General features: G+C 70.6%; 21 protein-coding genes. 15 read left to right on the forward strand and 6 right to left on the reverse strand.

The genetic code is table 11. The features are described 5' to 3' along the window. The first annotated feature begins 29 nt into the window (after window positions 1–29). Together ACSW7Y_RS03580 and ACSW7Y_RS03585 are read left to right on the forward strand one after the other, a co-directional pair. A complete protein-coding gene (locus tag ACSW7Y_RS03580; RefSeq protein ID WP_438124967.1) occupies window positions 30–977 on the forward strand; it encodes an ABC transporter ATP-binding protein in 948 nt (315 codons plus the stop codon). Then, the gene (locus ACSW7Y_RS03585) at window positions 974–2,200 is read left to right on the forward strand and encodes an ABC transporter permease (protein ID WP_438124968.1); all 1,227 of its coding nucleotides are present in this window, start codon (window positions 974–976) and stop codon (window positions 2,198–2,200) included. Before ACSW7Y_RS03580 ends, ACSW7Y_RS03585 begins: the two co-directional genes overlap by 4 nt. Here ACSW7Y_RS03585 and ACSW7Y_RS03590 read toward each other — a convergent pair. Then, entirely contained in the window at window positions 2,154–2,882 is a 729-nt protein-coding gene (locus tag ACSW7Y_RS03590) for a hypothetical protein (RefSeq protein ID WP_438124969.1), read from the reverse strand. The genes ACSW7Y_RS03585 and ACSW7Y_RS03590 overlap by 47 nt on opposite strands. Window positions 2,883–2,994: 112 nt before the next feature. Further along, window positions 2,995–3,660, reverse strand: a complete 666-nt coding sequence (gene pnuC / locus ACSW7Y_RS03595) for a nicotinamide riboside transporter PnuC (RefSeq protein WP_438124970.1) — start codon at window positions 3,658–3,660, stop codon at window positions 2,995–2,997. 123 nt (window positions 3,661–3,783) lie between these two features. Here pnuC and ACSW7Y_RS03600 point away from each other — a divergent pair, with 123 nt between their 5' ends. After that, window positions 3,784–4,311: a hypothetical protein gene (locus ACSW7Y_RS03600; protein ID WP_438124971.1), complete on the forward strand. Its 528-nt coding sequence runs from the start codon at window positions 3,784–3,786 to the stop codon at window positions 4,309–4,311. A 16-nt stretch (window positions 4,312–4,327) separates the two neighbouring features. Here the strand turns inward: ACSW7Y_RS03600 and ACSW7Y_RS03605 are convergent, their stop codons facing one another. After that, window positions 4,328–5,215, reverse strand: a complete 888-nt coding sequence (locus ACSW7Y_RS03605; RefSeq protein ID WP_438124972.1) for an SDR family oxidoreductase — start codon at window positions 5,213–5,215, stop codon at window positions 4,328–4,330. Between the two features lie 165 nt (window positions 5,216–5,380). On the opposite strand from ACSW7Y_RS03605, the gene ACSW7Y_RS03610 reads away from it, so the two are divergent. The 3 genes from ACSW7Y_RS03610 to ACSW7Y_RS03620 all read left to right on the forward strand — a co-directional run bounded on the left by ACSW7Y_RS03610 (window position 5,381) and on the right by ACSW7Y_RS03620 (window position 8,866). Continuing rightward, a complete protein-coding gene (locus ACSW7Y_RS03610; protein ID WP_438124973.1) occupies window positions 5,381–6,871 on the forward strand; it encodes a cryptochrome/photolyase family protein in 1,491 nt (496 codons plus the stop codon). Between the two features lie 118 nt (window positions 6,872–6,989). Then, complete coding sequence (locus ACSW7Y_RS03615; protein ID WP_438124974.1) at window positions 6,990–8,336, forward strand: GNAT family N-acetyltransferase; 1,347 nt, start codon at window positions 6,990–6,992, stop codon at window positions 8,334–8,336. Next, the gene (locus ACSW7Y_RS03620) at window positions 8,336–8,866 is read left to right on the forward strand and encodes a DUF2087 domain-containing protein (protein WP_438124975.1); all 531 of its coding nucleotides are present in this window, start codon (window positions 8,336–8,338) and stop codon (window positions 8,864–8,866) included. The genes ACSW7Y_RS03615 and ACSW7Y_RS03620 overlap by 1 nt, the downstream gene beginning before the upstream one ends. On the opposite strand, the gene ACSW7Y_RS03625 is transcribed toward ACSW7Y_RS03620, so the two are convergent. After that, window positions 8,848–9,192 carry a hypothetical protein gene (locus ACSW7Y_RS03625; RefSeq protein ID WP_438124976.1) on the reverse strand — a complete coding sequence of 115 codons (345 nt, stop codon included), beginning with the start codon at window positions 9,190–9,192 and terminating at the stop codon, window positions 8,848–8,850. The genes ACSW7Y_RS03620 and ACSW7Y_RS03625 overlap by 19 nt on opposite strands. Window positions 9,193–9,399: 207 nt before the next feature. Between ACSW7Y_RS03625 and ACSW7Y_RS03630 the strand changes: the two genes are divergently transcribed. The 4 genes from ACSW7Y_RS03630 to ACSW7Y_RS03645 all read left to right on the forward strand — a co-directional run bounded on the left by ACSW7Y_RS03630 (window position 9,400) and on the right by ACSW7Y_RS03645 (window position 12,786). Beyond that, window positions 9,400–10,380 (forward strand): squalene cyclase, encoded by a 981-nt coding sequence (locus ACSW7Y_RS03630; protein ID WP_438124977.1) that lies wholly within the window; start codon window positions 9,400–9,402, stop codon window positions 10,378–10,380. A gap of 258 nt (window positions 10,381–10,638) precedes the next feature. Next, on the forward strand, window positions 10,639–11,457 hold the full coding sequence (locus tag ACSW7Y_RS03635) for an SDR family oxidoreductase (RefSeq protein WP_058742872.1): 819 nt from the start codon (window positions 10,639–10,641) through the stop codon (window positions 11,455–11,457). Window positions 11,458–11,497: 40 nt separating this feature from the next. After that, a complete protein-coding gene (locus tag ACSW7Y_RS03640; RefSeq protein WP_438124978.1) occupies window positions 11,498–12,370 on the forward strand; it encodes an alpha/beta fold hydrolase in 873 nt (290 codons plus the stop codon). Next, window positions 12,367–12,786: an ester cyclase gene (locus ACSW7Y_RS03645; protein WP_438124979.1), complete on the forward strand. Its 420-nt coding sequence runs from the start codon at window positions 12,367–12,369 to the stop codon at window positions 12,784–12,786. The genes ACSW7Y_RS03640 and ACSW7Y_RS03645 overlap by 4 nt, the downstream gene beginning before the upstream one ends. A gap of 66 nt (window positions 12,787–12,852) precedes the next feature. Here ACSW7Y_RS03645 and ACSW7Y_RS03650 read toward each other — a convergent pair whose 3' ends face one another. After that, complete coding sequence (locus tag ACSW7Y_RS03650; RefSeq protein ID WP_438124980.1) at window positions 12,853–13,299, reverse strand: VOC family protein; 447 nt, start codon at window positions 13,297–13,299, stop codon at window positions 12,853–12,855. 174 nt (window positions 13,300–13,473) lie between these two features. Here ACSW7Y_RS03650 and ACSW7Y_RS03655 point away from each other — a divergent pair, with 174 nt between their 5' ends. The 4 genes from ACSW7Y_RS03655 to ACSW7Y_RS03670 all read left to right on the forward strand — a co-directional run bounded on the left by ACSW7Y_RS03655 (window position 13,474) and on the right by ACSW7Y_RS03670 (window position 15,288). Then, window positions 13,474–13,719, forward strand: a complete 246-nt coding sequence (locus tag ACSW7Y_RS03655; protein WP_438124981.1) for a hypothetical protein — start codon at window positions 13,474–13,476, stop codon at window positions 13,717–13,719. 120 nt (window positions 13,720–13,839) lie between these two features. Beyond that, a complete protein-coding gene (locus ACSW7Y_RS03660) occupies window positions 13,840–14,196 on the forward strand; it encodes a hypothetical protein (RefSeq protein WP_438124982.1) in 357 nt (118 codons plus the stop codon). A 136-nt stretch (window positions 14,197–14,332) separates the two neighbouring features. Next, window positions 14,333–14,707, forward strand: coding sequence for a hypothetical protein (locus ACSW7Y_RS03665; protein WP_438124983.1), 375 nt, complete (start codon window positions 14,333–14,335; stop codon window positions 14,705–14,707). Between the two features lie 197 nt (window positions 14,708–14,904). Continuing rightward, on the forward strand, window positions 14,905–15,288 hold the full coding sequence (locus tag ACSW7Y_RS03670; RefSeq protein WP_438124984.1) for a hypothetical protein: 384 nt from the start codon (window positions 14,905–14,907) through the stop codon (window positions 15,286–15,288). A gap of 56 nt (window positions 15,289–15,344) precedes the next feature. Here the strand turns inward: ACSW7Y_RS03670 and ACSW7Y_RS03675 are convergent, their stop codons facing one another. Continuing rightward, the gene (locus ACSW7Y_RS03675; protein WP_438124985.1) at window positions 15,345–15,497 is read right to left on the reverse strand and encodes a hypothetical protein; all 153 of its coding nucleotides are present in this window, start codon (window positions 15,495–15,497) and stop codon (window positions 15,345–15,347) included. Window positions 15,498–15,575: 78 nt separating this feature from the next. On the opposite strand from ACSW7Y_RS03675, the gene ACSW7Y_RS03680 reads away from it, so the two are divergent. Beyond that, a complete protein-coding gene (locus ACSW7Y_RS03680) occupies window positions 15,576–16,226 on the forward strand; it encodes a hypothetical protein (protein ID WP_438124986.1) in 651 nt (216 codons plus the stop codon). The last annotated feature ends 38 nt before the right edge of the window (window positions 16,227–16,264 follow it).

Consider the following 16,264-nt stretch of genomic DNA (forward strand, 5'->3'; position numbering starts at 1 on the left):
GTCGAGCCGGCGCCGGTAGGGTCACGGGCATGAGTGGGGCGAGCATCGAGGTGCGGGACTTCGTGATGCGGTTCGGCGACCGCACGGTGGTGGACGGGCTGTCGTTCGACATCGCTCCGGGTGAGACCTTCGGGCTGCTCGGCAGCAACGGCTCCGGCAAGACCACCACCATCCGGGCACTGCTCGGCATCACGACCCCGACCTCCGGCACGCTCACCATCGACGGGCACCCGTACCGGCCGGCGACCGGCGGCATCGGGTACCTGCCCGAGGAACGCGGGCTCTACCGCAAGGAGTCCGTGATCGACGTCATGACGTACTTCGGGCAGCTCCGGGGGCTGGGGCGTCGCGAGGCCACGGCGTGGAGCCAGGAGTACCTCGAGCGGGTCGGCCTCGCGGACCGCGCGAAGCTCCGGGTCGACAAGCTCTCCGGTGGGCAGCAGCAGAAGGTGCAGCTCGGCATCACGATCATGGACCGGCCACGCCTGCTCATCCTCGACGAACCGACGAAGGGCCTCGACCCGGTCAACCGTCGACTGCTGCTCGACCTGGTCGACGAGCGGAAGGCCGACGGTGCGACGGTCATCCTCGTCACGCACCACATGGACGAGGTCGAGCGGCTCTGCGACCGGATCCTGCTCCTCAAGGACGGCACCGCCGCGGCCTACGGCACGATCCCGGACGTGCAGGACGCCTTCGGCGGTGCGGTCGCGAAGGTCGGGCTCGACGGACCGGTGCCGCCGTCGCCGCTGTACCGCCTCGCCCGCCACGAGGGACACGTGGCCTACCTCGTCCCCACCCGGGCGGCCTCGGCGGACGGGTCGGACATCCTGGCCTCGCTCGTCGGGGCGGGTGCGCACGTGACGGGGTTCGAGATGCGCCGCATCCCCCTCGACGAGATCTTCGTGCAGGTCTACGGGCACGACGCCGGCGCCGACCTGGTCGCCGACGAACCCACGGCGGGAGCAGCAGCATGAGCCGGCTCGGCACGGTCGTCCGCTTCGAGTTCGTCCGAGCGGTGAAGAAGCCCGCGTTCTGGATCGGCACCCTCGCGCTGCCGATCGTCATCGTCCTCGTGACGCTGCTCGTCGGGCTCGGCCAGTCCGCGGGCGCCGACTCCGTCGTGTCGAGCAGCTCCGCGACGAAGACCCCGTTCCGCTACGTCGACCACTCGGGCCTCGTGTCCGAGCAGGTCGCCGAGAAGTGGGGCGGGAGGCCGTCGACCGACGCCGCCGCCGACCGTGCAGCGGTGCGCGAGGGGCGGCTCGACGCGTTCATCGAGTTCCCCGAGTCGCCGGCGACCTCCTCGATCCGCGTGGACGCGGCCGACCGTGGACTGTTCGGCAACGGGCGGTACTCGTCGCTGGCGGAGCGGGTGGTGGAGCAGAGCGTCGCAGCGTCGGTCGACGACCCGCAGGCCGTGCAGCTCCTCCGGAGCCCGCCGTCCGCCGACGTCACCACCTACGCCGACGGCGCCGTCGCGCCGGGGTGGCTGTCGGTCCTGCCCCCGGCGCTGTACGCCGCCGCGTTCTTCGGGCTGGTGATCCTGCTCGCCGCCCGGATGGTGACCGTGGTCGTCGAGGAGAAGGAGAACCGGATCTCCGAGATGATCCTCACGACGGTGACGGCGGGTGACCTCATCCGCGGCAAGGTCGTCGCGATGCTGCTCGTCGGACTCGTGCAGATCGGCGTGTTCCTCCTGCCGGGGTTGGTGACGTTCGCCGTCGCCCTGCCCCTCTTCGCGTCACGACTCGGCGGGATCGTGGTCGACCCGTGGCGGATGCTCGTCGGGGCGCTCCTGCTCGTCGGCGGGGTGCTGCTCGCCTCCGGGCTCTTCGTGGCCGTCGGCGCCGCCGTCCCGTCGATCAAGGACGCCTCGTCGCTGCAGTCCGCCGCGATCTTCGCCCTGATCATCCCCGTCTACGCGGTGTTCTTCGTGGTGACGAACCCGACCTCACCGGTGGCCGCGTTCTTCACGTACTTCCCGACCTTCACCCCGGTCACGGCGATGGTCCGCAACGCGGTCGGGTCGCTCAGTGTCACCGAGTCGATCGTCTGCATCGTCATCGTCTGGGTCGTCGCAGCGGTGCTGCTGTGGTTCGCGGAGTACCTGTTCCGGCACTCGGTCGCGCAGTACGGGTCGAAGGTGACGCTCAGGCAGATCGCGTCGTGGCGTCGGGGACGGCCGGCAGCCCGGTGACCGTCGTCGGTGAGACCGGCGCAGCACCGGCTCCCGGCGCCGCCCCCGGAGCCGCGGCCACCGACGGCGCATCGAGGTCCCAGGCCGGCACCTCGCGCTCACGCCACCCCTGACGGAGCGTCCGGACCGCGCGGTCGAACTCGACCAGGACATCGACGTGCGGACGCACGAGCATCTGGATCTGCAGGCCCTCGTAGACGGCGAGCAACTGGGTGGCCGCGACGTCCGCCGGCACGACGGACCGTTCGGTCTCCGAGTCGAAGTCGCGCTGCAGCCCTGCCGTCAGCTCCCCCACGTACTCCTCGAACCGCTTGCGGAACAGCTCGGCGAAGCCGGTCTCAGCGGCGGCGATGTTGATCACACCCGCGAGGACCCGGACGAGGCCCGGGTCGGCGACGTCCTCGGCGAGGGTCATCCGGACGTGCTCGATCGTGCAACTCGGCTGGACGCTCCGCCGGGTCCCGCGCAGCTGGGTCCAGCGGTCGTAGGTGACGAGCAGCAACGCGTCCCAGGTGGGGAAGACGCGGGCGACGGCGTCGAGGGGCACCCCGGCCACCTCGGCGACGACGGCGGCGTCGACCTGGTCGAAGGTGTGCAGCCGGTAGGCCCGGATGGCGCCCCGGACGATCCGCTCCGCGAGCGACTGTTCGTCCTCGAGCGCGGCCGCGTGCTGGTCGGTCATCCGCCCATCTCACCCGAAGAGCGCGCAGATGTCTGCAACCCGAGCGGGGGTGTCGCGGTGTTCCGCGTGGGAAGCGCGCGCCGTGGCGGGGGCGAGCCGCGCCTCCAGGCCGTCAGCCCACCGTCACCGGCGCAGCCGGCGGCTTCGTCCGCTGCCGCATCCACACGAAGAAGCCGGTCAGCGTGAACACCCCGTAGAAGACGTACATCAGCCCGGACGCGTAGTAGCCGGCCGAGAAGAGCAGGGGCACGCCCACCAGGTCGACCGCGACCCAGATCAGCCAGAACTCGACCCACCCCTTCGCCATGCCGTACGTGGCGAGCAGGGAGCCGACGAAGATCCACGCGTCGCTCCACACCGGCTCGTAGGAGCCGAGGGCGCGGAACAGCGGGGTCAGGACGGCGGTGCCGCCCACCATCCCGAGGACCAACAGTCCGCGGGTCCGCCAGGAGGCCCAGCGCGGGTCGATCACGGTGGTCGCCTCCGCCGGGCGGTGCGTCCAGCGGTACCAGCCGTAGACGCTGACGATGATGAACATGATCTGGCGACCCGCCTGACCGAGCAGGTTCACCGGGTTGGGGGTGTCGAAGAGCGCGCCCATGAACACGGTGAACAGGAGGGCGTTGCCGAGGATGCCGACGGGCCACGCCCAGACCTTCCGGCGCATGCCGCCGAGGGCGCTGAGAAGACCGAAGACGTTGCCGATCACCTCGCGCCAGAGCACCGTCTGGTCGCCGATGACGATCTGCGCGTCGAACAGCCAGCGCACGATGCCCATGGGCCCTCCTCGTTTCCGGTCGGTGCAACGGTAGGGGACGGCGTGGCATTCCAGCGGCCACGCTGCGCGGTGTGACGGGCACCGGGTGCCGGGTGCCCGACGGCGGGGCTACGCTCGGGAGCCGTGACGGACGGCGTGGCTCAGGCGAAGGCGCTCCTCAGCGACGCGGCACGAGCGCTCGACGCCGCGGACGCCCGGGACGAGGCGCTCGGTGCGTACGTCGAACCGAAGGCGCTGCTGGGCATCCGGCGCGATCCGACGATCCGCTCGCTCGGACGGGTCTGGCGGGTCGGGGCGCTGCTCCTCGGGTCGTCGCCGGAGACCACCGGGCAGGTCTGGGCGACCGGACGCATCACCCGGGTGACGGAGCCCGGACGCTCGCAGTTCGTGTCCGTGTCGGCCGAGGTGCGGCGGGCCTACCGGGCGGCGGCGCAGAAGGGGCACTTCGCCCCCGGGGACACCGTGAACCACAGCGCGACGCCGATCCCGCTCGACGGGTCGCTGGTCGGTTCGGACGGGGTGCTCTTCGTGGCGGGTGACGTCCCGTACGTGCGGTGGTCGCCGACGGCGGGTGACGCGGTGCCGCTCGACGGGTACCTGGCCGACCGGGTGGCGCTGCTGGTCGACCCGCCGCGGGGCGCGACGGACTGACGCCTCGCCGTGACCGCTACAGCGAGAAGCCGCCGTCCGAGGTGAGGACCTGCCCCACCACCCAGCTGCCGGACGACGTCGCGAGCCAACCGATCAACTCTGCCGGGTCCTGTGGCACGCCGACCCGACCGAACGGCGTGCTCGCGAGGTACTCGTCGAGGCCGTCGAGCGAGCGGTCGGTGGTCTCCGGGTCCATGTAGCCCGTGTTCACCGGCCCCGGGTTCACCGTGTTCAGCACGATGCCGAGCTCGAGCAACTCCTTCGCGACGGTCGCGGTGACCCCGGCGAGCGCTGCCTTGCTCGCTGCGTACGCGACCTCGCCGATCATCGCACCGTGGATCTGCCCGGACGTCATCCAGAAGACGTGCCCCTGCGCCTCGTCGTACGGCCCCGACCCCGCGATGCGGTCCCCCGGCCGCCGCGGCTCACCGGTCCGCGGTGCTCGGCGGCGGGCGAACTCGGCGGTGAGCAGGAGCGTCGCGCGGGTGTTGACCTCCCAGAAGGCGCTGAGCCGCTCGGGGGTCATGTCGAGGATGCTGCCGTCGTCGCCGCTCTTGGCGTGGTTGCACACGAGGACGTCGAGACGCCCGGTGAGCGCGGTCGCGGTGTCGATCAGCCCGGGGATCGTGGACGGGTCGGACAGGTCGCCGGGGACGTCCGCGAACCGGGCTCCCTCGGTGAGGTGCGCACGCAGCCCGTCACGGACGGCGTCGAGGTCGTCGCCTCCCCACGGCAGGTCGAGGTCGTGCGGACGGTGGTGGTGGACGACGATGCTGGCGCCGAGGTCGGCGAGCTTCGAGGCGACGGCGAAGCCGATCCCACGGCGTCGGGAGACGCCGGTGACGAGGGCGGTCTTGCCGGCCAGCGGGAGCGACCGGTCCAGGGGCAGTGCGGAGGAGGGCATGGTGAACCTTTCGACGGCGCCGAGCGGCGCACGGATGGGAGTCGAAGAACGGTTCAGCGGCACTGCATGTCCGTCACCCTACACAGACCGGGTCACCCGCGGAACCGCCGTGGAGTCGGGGGACGACCCGAGCCGCCGGTCTCGCGCTCGCGTACCGTCCGCGGCATGACCGACCAGCGCCGCCGCCTGATCCTGCCCGGCCAGTACGGTGCGGACTTCGACGACGGCGGTCCGCTCCTCGTGGTCGAAGCACGGGAGTTCTTCACGGCCCGGCCGATGCACCGGGCCAAGGCCCACCTCTGGCTGAGCGCGCTCCGCCACCTCGTGCACGACCTCCGCGAGCGCGGCGAGGGCGACCGGGTCGAACACGTGCAGGTCGACGCGCTGAAGGACGCGCTCGTCGGCCGGGACGACCTCGAGGTCGTGGACCCGCCCTCCCGCACGCTGCGGGCACAGGTGCGGCACTGGGGAAAGGGCACCGAGGTACTGCCGAGCCGCGGGTTCGTCACGGACGAGGACGAGTTCGCCGAGTGGGCCGCGCAGGGCACCGGCCGCTTCCGGATGGAGGCGTTCTACGAGCGGGTGCGGAAGCGCGAGGGCTGGCTCATGCGCTCGGACGAGCCGGTCGGCGGGAAGTTCAGCCTCGACGACCAGAACCGCGAGTCCCCGCCGAAGGGTGCGACGACGCTCGGGCTCCCGGATCCGTGGTGGCCCGAGGAGGACGACGTCGACGCCGAGGTCCGCCGCGACCTCGACCGGTGGGAGCAGGACGGGGTCGCGCGGTTCGTCGGCGCCGACGACCGACGCCGGTTCGCGGTCACCCCGGCGGAGGCGCAGCACGCACTCGACGACTTCGTCCGCACCCGGCTGAACGACTTCGGCCCGTTCGAGGACGCGACGCTCACGAACGACTGGACGATGGCGCACTCGCTGCTCAGCGTGCCGATGAACCTCGGCGTGCTCGACCCGCGCGACGCGGTCGAGGCCGCGCTCGTGGCGCACCGCGACGACGACGCCCCGCTCGCGAGCGTCGAGGGCTTCGTGCGGCAGATCGCCGGGTGGCGCGACTACGTCTGGCACCTCTACTGGTGGTTCGGGGACGACTACGGCGCGTCCGAGAACGCCCTCGACGCCCGTGAACGGCTCCCCCGCTGGTGGCGTGAACTCGACGCGGCGGAGATCGACGCAGCCTGTCTGCACACCGCGATCGAGGGCCTGCACGACCACGGCTGGCTCCACCACATCCAACGGCTCATGGTCCTCGGCAACTTCGCCCTGCAGCGGGGCTACGACCCCGTCCACCTGACCGAGTGGTTCACCGACGTGTTCGTGGACGGCACCGACTGGGTGATGCCGGCCAACATCATCGGGATGTCCCAGCACGCCGACGGCGGGATGGTCGCCACGAAGCCGTACGCCTCCGGCGGGCGCTACATCGACCGGATGTCGGACCACTGCGGCGGGTGTCGGTACGACCCGACGAAGCGGGTCGGTGAGGACGCCTGCCCGTTCACGGCCGGCTACTGGGCGTTCCTCGCGCGGACGGAGCCCGCGCTGCGGAACAACAACCGCATGGCGCGCCCCCTGCAGCAGATGCGGAAGCTCGCGGACCTCGACGAGGTCATCGCCCAGGAGGCGCGGCGCGGCACGCCCTGACGGCGCACGTCCGCAGGGTGGGCCGTCGCGGCGGGGCCGACCCGTGCCTCCCGTCCGCTGCCTGCCGCGCCGTGGGGGCGCTGCCGCGCCACGGTGCGCTCCCGATAGTGTCGAGAACGTGAGCAACGAGGCATTCGACGAACGGTACGAACTCCGCACGATCACGCCGGCGCTGGACGCGCAGGGTGCGCCGACCGCGGAGACGGACGCGTGGATGCGCGCGGTCAACATGGGCTTCCACGAGACCGACGCGAAGCCGGAGCACGCCGCGCGCGCCGTCGGCGAGTTCGCCGCGGACGACCAGACGTGGCTCGGCGCGTACGTGCGACACCCGCTGCCCGGCTCGGTCGACGAGACCTGGCCCGCCGGCACCTTCGCCTGGTTCCGCAAGGCGCTCAGCTGGGGCGACGGCTCGACGATCGACACGCAGGCGATCTCCGCCGTCACCGTCCGGCCGACCGAGCGGCGACGCGGGATCCTCCGCGCGATGATGACCCGCGCGCTCGAGCAGGGCGTCGCCGAGGGGTACGCGATGGCGTCCCTCACCGCCTCCGAGGGCACGATCTACCGCCGGTTCGGCTTCGGCAGCGCCATCCGGGAGCGTGCCGTCCGCGTCCGCCGTGCCCGTGCGCTGCCGCTGCTCGCGCCGACATCCGGCATCGTGACCGTCGTGACGCCCGAGTGGCTCGAGGCCGGCCCAGCGCGTGAGGTCTTCGCCCGGTTCGACGCCCGCACGCCCGGGTCGATGGTGCGGAACACCGGGACGTGGCCGGTGGCGCTCGGACTCCGCGGGTACGACGGTGAGCCGGCGAAGGACGTGCGCGCCGCCGTGCACCGGCCGACCGATTCCGACGACGTGGACGGCTACGTGACCTGGCGCGTCAAGGAGGGCCACGGCCGCGACGACGACACCGTCCTCGAGATCGTCGACCTCGTGTACGCCACCGACGAGGCGTACCTGTCGCTCTGGGAGTTCCTGCTCTCGATCGACCTCAACGACGTCGTGCGGTACACCCGCTCGCGGCTCGACGACCCGATCGTCGCAGCGCTCGGCGACAACCGGGCGTACGACGTCGAGCACGAGGAGGACCACGTCTGGCTGCGTGTCCTCGACGTCGCCCGGGTCCTGGAGTCGCGGCCGTACGCCGTGGACGGGTCGCTGACGCTCGCGGTCTCGGACTCGATGGGCTTCGCTGCCGGGACGTACCGACTCGACGTCGTCGACGGGCGTGGTGTCGTCACGCGGATCGCCGATGCGGCGGAAGGGGCTGCCGACGGCGCTGCCGACGGCGCTGTCGATCTCCGGCTCGATGTGGCGGACCTCGGCGCGCTGCTCATCGGCTCGGTGTCGCCCACGACGCTCGCGGCCGCCGGGCTCGTCCGGGCAGACGACCCGGCCGCCGTCACCCGGCTCCGGGCGATGCTGCTGCCGGAGCGGACGCCGCACGGGATCACGTACTTCTGATGGGCGTGGGCGCGGGGGCGTCGTCGGGCGTGGGCGCGTCGTCGAGCGCGGGCGCGTCCCCGAGCGCCGGGCCGTCCGACGTCGCGCGAGCTGTCGCCCGTGCTCGGCAGGCCGTCGCGGTGCTCGCGAGCCCGACGCTCCGGACTGCGCTCGTCGGCGACGGCGAGCTCGACGACCGGACCCGCGCGGCCGTCGATGCGTTCGACTGGGTGGACGAGCACGGTCCGGACCGCGCACTGCTCGGGTCGACCGCGCGGACACTGCAACTGCTGCAGGCGCCCGCGGCGGCACTCGAGTTCGACCGGATCGCGCGGATGCCCCACGCCGAGGCCGAGCGCGTCCCGCTGTCCCTCCGCATCGTCGGGATCGTGGGCGACCGCCTCGGTCGTGCGCGGCCGGTGAGCGAGCCGGTGCTGAACGCCGCCGTCGCGATGTTCGCGGAGGACGTCGCGATCGTGCGGCGCGACGCGGTCGACCAGGGGCTGCTCGAGCGGACCGGGGACGGGTCGTCCTACCGCTTCGCGGGCTGAGGCACGGCTCGGTCGAGGCTCATCACGGGGACGACGACCGGCCAGGCCTCGCCGTCGAGGAGCACGGACCGCAGCCCCCGCGGCAGGTCGGGGCCCTCGTCGTCGGTGACGACCGAGCCCTCGAGGCCGACGAGGTGCCCGGAGCCGCGGCTGTACCGCACCCGGTCGCCGACGATCGGGACGATGAACGTGTCGGGGGCGGGCTCGTCGTCGTACCCGTGCTCGTGTCCGTACGCTCGCGTGAGCGCGTGCACGACCTCAGAGCGGTCGAACTCGTCGGGCTCGTCGAGTTCATCGACGGCGTTCAGGGGGATGGCGAGCAGCACGGTGCCTACCCCTCCGCCTCGTCGCGGGGATGGTGCTTCGGGTGGTGGTCCATCGGGTCGCCTTCGGGTCGGCTCCTCGCGGCCTCGGATCGGGCCGTTCCGGGGACGCTACGTCCGAACCCATCTTCGACGCGACGGATCCTCGTGACTTTGCGGGAACCTGCACCGGCGGTGCGACGGCGCCGAGCGCGCGGTACCGTGCGCCGCATGGACGACGATGTCGATTGGCTGCTCGACTCCGACCCGGCGATCCGCTGGCAGGTCGAACGTGACCTCGTGGGTGCGCCGAACGTGGTCTGGCAGGCCACCCGTGCTCGCATCGCGACAGAGGGGTTCGGCGCCGCGCTGCTGACCCACCAGGACCCCGACGGACAGTGGGCTGGTGGAGCGTACTTCCCCGCCGACTTCGACTTCGACGGCCCCGAGGCATCCGCACCGGGGCAGCCGTACACGGCGACGACCTGGGCCCTGAAGGACCTGCGCGAGTGGGGGCTCGACGCCGCCGTCCTCGGTGACACGGCCGCACGGCTCGACGCGAGCAGTCGTTGGGAGTACGACGACCTGCCGTACTGGGGCGGCGAGGTCGACTGCTGCATCAACGCCTTCACACTCGCGAACGGCGCGTGGCTCGGCGCCGACGTCGACGGGATCGCGCAGTGGCTCCTCGACCACCAGATGGACGACGGCGGCTGGAACTGCTCCTGGGTCGACGGCTCGACCGTGTCGTCGTTCCACTCGACCCTCAACGTGATCGAGGGCCTGCTGCAGCACGAGGTCCTGACCGACGGCCGGCACCCGCTCGCCGAGGACCTGCAGGCAGCCCGGCACCGAGGCACCGAGTACCTGCTCGAGCGCCGACTGCTCCACCGAAAGTCCGACGGAGTGCTCGTCGGCTCGTGGGCGACCGACTTCGCGTACCCGTTCCGCTGGAAGTACAGCGTCCTCCGCGCGACCGACCACCTCCGAGCGGCGGCGCATCGGGACGGCACCGCACCGGACTCCCGCGCTGCCGAGGCGATCGAGGTCGTCCGTGCCGCCCGCGCTGCCGACGGGCGGTGGGTGCAGGGCGACCGACCGCCGGGGCGGCAGTGGTTCGAGGTCGATGTGCCGGCGGGTGAGCCGTCCCGGTGGCTCACCCTCGTCGCGACGCGGGTGCTGCGGTGGTGGGACGATCCCATCGCTTCGTGAGCAGAGGCGCCACGGGCTGTCCGTCTGCGCGACCGTCATCGAGACGCCTTGCGGACCAGCTGTCTGAGACGACGGGGATCGCAGGCGCTCGAGGGGCGGACGTGCGCAGGACCCGTGGATGCTGCCGTCGCCGTAGGCGAGTTCCCCGACGAGCAGGGACAGAGCGGCTGTCCGGTCAGCGCTTTCGTCGCTTGCTCGTCCGGGGTCTCGACAGCGGGAGAGGCGTTGTGTTGTTGATGACATCTGAGGAGGCAGCGAATGGCTAAGACCTGGTTCATCACCGGCGCGTCGAAGGGCTTCGGCCGCGAGTGGGCGGAGGCCGCCCTGGAGCGCGGCGACTCCGTCGCGGGCACCGCCCGGAACACCGACGACGTGCAGGCGCTCGTCGAGCAGTACCCCGACACGTTCCTGGCGATCCGCCTCGACGTGACGGACAAGGACGCAGACGTCGCCGCCGTCCGGCAGGCCGCTGACCACTTCGGCCGGCTCGACGTCGTCGTGAACAACGCGGGCTTCGGACACTTCGGCATGGTCGAGGAACTCACCGAGGACGAGGTCCGCGCGCAGCTCGAGACGAACTTCTTCGGAGCGCTCTGGGTCACGCAGGCGGCGCTGCCGATCATGCGCGAGCAGGGCTCCGGGCACATCGTGCAGGTGTCGAGCATCGGGGGCATCAGCGCGTTCCCGACCGTCGGCGCCTACCACGCGTCGAAGTGGGCGCTCGAGGGCCTGTCGCAGTCGCTCTCGCAGGAGGTCGCGGGCTTCGGGATCCACGTCACGCTCGTCGAGCCGGGCGGCTTCTCGACCGACTGGTCGGGCCCGTCCTCGAAGCACAGCGAGGAACTCGACGCCTACGCGGACGTCCGCGAGGCCGCGTCGAAGCGCCCGTCCGCCTCCGACCCGGGCAAGCCCGAGGCGACCCGCTCCGCGATCCTCAAGGTCGTCGACGCGGACCAGCCGCCGCTGCGGGTTTTCTTCGGCAAGGCGCCGCTCGGCATCGCGGAGCAGGACTACGAATCGCGCCTCGCGACGTGGCGCGAGTGGCAGCCGGTCGCCGAGGAAGCGCACGGCGCCTGACACACCCGACTTCATTGATCGACAACGAGAGGTACGACACATGCCCTTCATCACCGTCGGCGCCGAGAACGGCCACGACATCGACCTGCACTACGACGACTTCGGCACGGGCGACCCGGTCGTCCTCATCCACGGCTGGCCGCTGTCCGGCCGCTCGTGGGAGGGCCAGATCCCGGCGCTCGTTGAGGCCGGCCACCGCGTCATCGCCTACGATCGCCGCGGTTTCGGCCAGTCGTCGCAGCCGTGGGGCGGCTACGACTACGACACCTTCGCCGCGGACCTCGACAAGCTCATCACCGAGCTCGGGCTGTCGAACGTCACGCTCATCGGCTTCTCGATGGGCGGCGGCGAGCTCGCGCGCTACGCGTCGCGGTACGGGACCGGCAACATCAAGAAGCTCGTGTTCGCGAGCGCGGTGCCGCCGTACCTGTGGAAGTCGGACGACAACCCGGACGGCGCGGTCGACCAGGACCTCGCCGACTGGTTCGCGAACGGCATCACGGGCGACCGTCCCGCGTTCCTGCACCAGTTCGTCGACATGTTCTACACCGCGGGCGGCGAGCCGGGCCTGCTCAAGAAGCCGCTCGTGAGCGACGACCAGCGTGCGTACGACCTGGCGATCGCCGAGCTCGCCTCGCCGAAGGGCACGCTCGACTGCACCGTCGCCTTCGCGACGACCGACTTCCGCGACGACCTGACGAAGATCGACGTCCCGACGCTCGTCATCCACGGCGACGCCGACGGCATCGTCCCGTTCGAGGCCTCGGGCAAGCGCACCGCCGAGGCGATCCCGAACGCGCAGACACACGTCATCGAGGGCGGCCCGCACGGGGTGCTCGCCTCGCACAAGGACGAGTGGAACCGGGTCGTGCTGGACTTCCTGGCCGGATCCACGGGCACCGTCACGCCGTGAGTACCCACATGGCACCGGGCGGCGAGCACACCCTCGCCGCCCGGGACCGCATGCGCGACCAGAGCCTCCCGCTCGACCAGCGCTTCACCCACGACTTCACCGACCACGACCCCGCGGACGGACAGCCCGCCGGCGGTGCCGGCATCGCCTGGTTCTGGGAGCACTTCGGGCGCGCCTTCGATTACGAGCGCGACGACGTCGAGACCATTGTCGCACCCGGGTTCGTCACGACCATCTCCACGATCACCGGCACCCACGTCGGCGAGTGGAACGGATGGGAAGCCACCCGCCGCCGGTTCTCGATCCGGAACGTGCAGGTGCTGGGCTTCCGTGACGGCCTCGCGAGCGACCGCTGGGGCGCCACCGACGAGTACGGCATCGCGGAACAACTCGGGCTCATCCATCCACCTCGGTAACGACCGAGCCGGCGCGATCACAGCACCGGCGCGGTCCCCGCGACCAGAGTGTGCCCGGTGGGTCAGTCAGGTGTCGGTGCGGGGTGCTGCCAGCTCGAGGTTGATGTCGTCCGGGTCCTGAACCGAGAGGATGACGAGCCCGAACGGTGGCAGGTCCGAGATCTCGCCCCGCGGGATCCCGGCGTCGTCCAGTCTTCGCGCGGCCTCGTACAGGTCGTCAACGGAACCGACACGGAGGCTCAGATGATCGAGGCCGACCCGATCGGCGTCGAACCGATCGTCCGCCGACGCGACAGGACGGAGACCGAGGGTAACGCCGTGGAACGTGAAGGAGCAGCCTCCGTAAGTTCGCCATGGGTCGTCATGCACGGTCGGATCGTCGATCTCATCGCTGAGATCGCTCCCCGGCGGTCGCCCGAACAGTCGCTGGTAGAACGCCTTGCTGCGTCGAATGTCCGTCACCGTCAGCCGCACGTGAGCAAAGCCCAATGGGTTGATAATCCCGCCGCTCATCACCCCAGCCAACACCACTGGATCGCGCCCGGTTGACGATCGGCTACCGGACATCTCTTCCAAAGCGACACAGTGAGGTAGAAGGCTGCGATGGTGCCGACGCTATCCGACCTTGCTCCTGAAAGACGAAGCAGGTCCGCGGACACCGCGGCGCGCGCGCCCTGCGTTCGGCTCGTGGAGCTGCACAATGACGACATCCCCGGCGAACAGACGCCGATGCGTCGCGCCATCTTCACGAGGAGCCTCATCACGGGCTCGGTCGCGGTGGTCCTTGGCCTCGTGTTGATCATCGTGGGCCTCGTGCACCGCGACAACGTAGTCGTTCCCGTCCTGGCAGTCATCGGTGGTGCGCTGGTGCTCGGCTACGACTTCACTAGCGCGCGGCGTCGGAAGCGGGACCTGAAAGGGCCGGACGCTTGACCGGCGTCGTCGCTGCCCGTTCCCTCGCAAGCCTGCTCATCGATCGACCACCAAAGGGGTCTCAGCAGCCGATCGGTCAGCGGGCACATTCCGGGGCTCGCCTGCGATGATCGCAGTGTGATGAAGCCGGTCGAGCTGTTACGTGCTCCTACCGCTCGAGAACGAGCGATCGTCGAAGCCGTCGCCGACGCAACTCGGACCACAAGCGCGAATGCTCTCCGGTCGCAGGCGTCGAGGATGCTCGTCGCGTCGAACTGCGGTTGCGGATGTGAGAGTTTCACGGTCTCGATCCCGGACGCTGCGCCCGTCGTGACCATGGGTGACGTGCCTGCTCTCGTCGGGGACGCGCCACCGATCGAGGTGCTGCCCCTCTTCAACAACCACGGCACGCTCACGAGCGTCGAGGTGACGTACTTCCTCACGGAGCCAAACGGCATCCCTGCGGCGACTTCCCTGACCGCTCATTGGGTGCGCTGATCGTCTCGGTCGTCGGGGCCAGGCATCTTCGCTGGACGGTGCCGAACTCGCGATCCGGTCCGATGACCGATCCGTCTTCGGACGCCATCTGGTCGATACGGTTACAGCAAGGGCCGCGCAGACGAAGGGACCACCGTTGACGGACCGCATCCGACGCTCTTCGCTCAGCAACCGTGCCGCCGACTGGAACCTTGTCCTCGTCTGGGTCGTCATCGTTGTCGGCTTGCTGACCGCCATCGTCCGTGTCGGGTTCATCCTCGACCAGGCCATGACCTCGTACGCTATCTGCGGGCCACGCGATCACGGCTGCAACGCTGGAGACGTCGGCTGGTACAGCAGCATGGGGCTTACCCTCTTCGGAGGGTTCGCCGCCATCATCCTCGGTGGCGCCATAGGCATCCGCAGGCACACCCACCGGAGCGCCGTCCTCTACCCGGTCGCCGGCCTCGGCGGGCTGCTCCTGCTCACCGCGGTCGGGTACGTCCTCCTCAAAGCGCTCACCGGTACGTAGTCGGCGGGTGCCGTGGGGCACGAGCCGGCAGACCGCACCATCGCGCTCTTCATCGCGCTGTCTCGTTACCCGATCCTCTGCCGAGACAGCGATCATCCGCCCGACGACGTGGGAAGCTGCCCGTAGCCTCAGCGCTCGCATCACCGCTCGGTGACCTCTCACATGCAGCTCTAGTGACAGCTCGATTGAGTGAGTGAGTGGCGACGAGGCTTGAGTTCACCGTAGGAGACCGCGAACAACATCAGGTCGTCTACACGTGGGACCAGTTCACTGGGCGACTTCGAATCACCGTCGACGGCCGAGAAGTGGTCAGCACGATCCGGATGTTCTCAGTCAGGACAACGGCTGACTACGAGTTCAGAGTCGGCAAGGCAGAGCAGCACGAAGTCCGGGTCACGAAGGAACGCCCCGTCGCGCTTGCAGCCTTTCGGCCGCAGGCGATCACCGCCTATGTCGACGGCCAAGAAGTAGCGCAGACAGAAGGCACGCTGCGACGCGGCCAGGCAATCGGTATCGGCGTCGTGATCGGCATTCTGATAGTGAGCGGATTGGCCTTACAGCTCCTAACTCAAGCGCACTGACCCCGTCCGCAGACGGATCTTCTACCGGCGCGATCGTCCTCGAACGTTCGCTTCGTTCACTCCCGCCCAGGCCGGACGGCCCCGTGAAGAGCGAAGCCGATCGCTGCCATGACCGCGAGCACCAATCCCATCGCAGCGATGACCAGCCCGTCGAGATCGGTCACGGTGAGACCGGAGTGCGCGACGTCCAGGACGAGCGGTCTTGTCATCCGATCAGCATCGGCTTCTCCTCGACCCCACGAGGACGATCCCGGCCGCCGCCGATCGCACCGGAGCAGGATGGGCCCGTGGCGTTCATGTCCGACGGGTGGGTGGAGCGTCTGCGCGACGGCACCCCCGCGCCCTCGTGGCCGGTCCACGTGGTCGCCCTGGTGCTGGTGATCGGCGCCCCTGCGCTCATCGTCGCCGAGTTCCGTTCGCCGACGTTCGTCGCCGAGACGGCGCACAGCAGCCAGGTCGGGAGCATCGTCCTCGTCGAGCTGATGCTGGTCGTCGTCGGCTTCGCCATGTCGATCGGCACGTGGTGGAGCGGTCGTCGTGATCGACGGATCCTCGCCCGGATCCACGCGAGCGGACACCGGCCGGCGTTCTTCCTGCCGGTGCTGACGAAGAGCCTTCGCGCGAGCGAGGACCTGGCGCACCCGCGCCCGGAGGTCTGGACGATCGACGAGGCAGGGCTGCACGGGTGGACACCGGACCGGGACGCTCCGGTGTTCGACGTCCCGTGGGCTCGGATCGAACGGATCAGCCTCGCGACCAAGGACTCGCGCGGCACCCGGGTGGACTACGCGCTCTGGTTCGGCCTCGATGGCGGCGACCCGCTCGTCCTCGCACCACGGACGACCCTCGGCCGCCCGTTCGAGGCCGGGCCGGGCGGCCTCGAGACCCTCCTCCCCGTGGTGCGGGCGTTGCGGCGGGAGCTGGACCACCGCCCGTGACCCCGCGGGACGGCTCGCTCGGGTGACGTCCGCAACCG

Source organism: Curtobacterium flaccumfaciens (assembly GCF_051548005.1).
In the GTDB taxonomy this organism is placed as follows: domain Bacteria; phylum Actinomycetota; class Actinomycetes; order Actinomycetales; family Microbacteriaceae; genus Curtobacterium.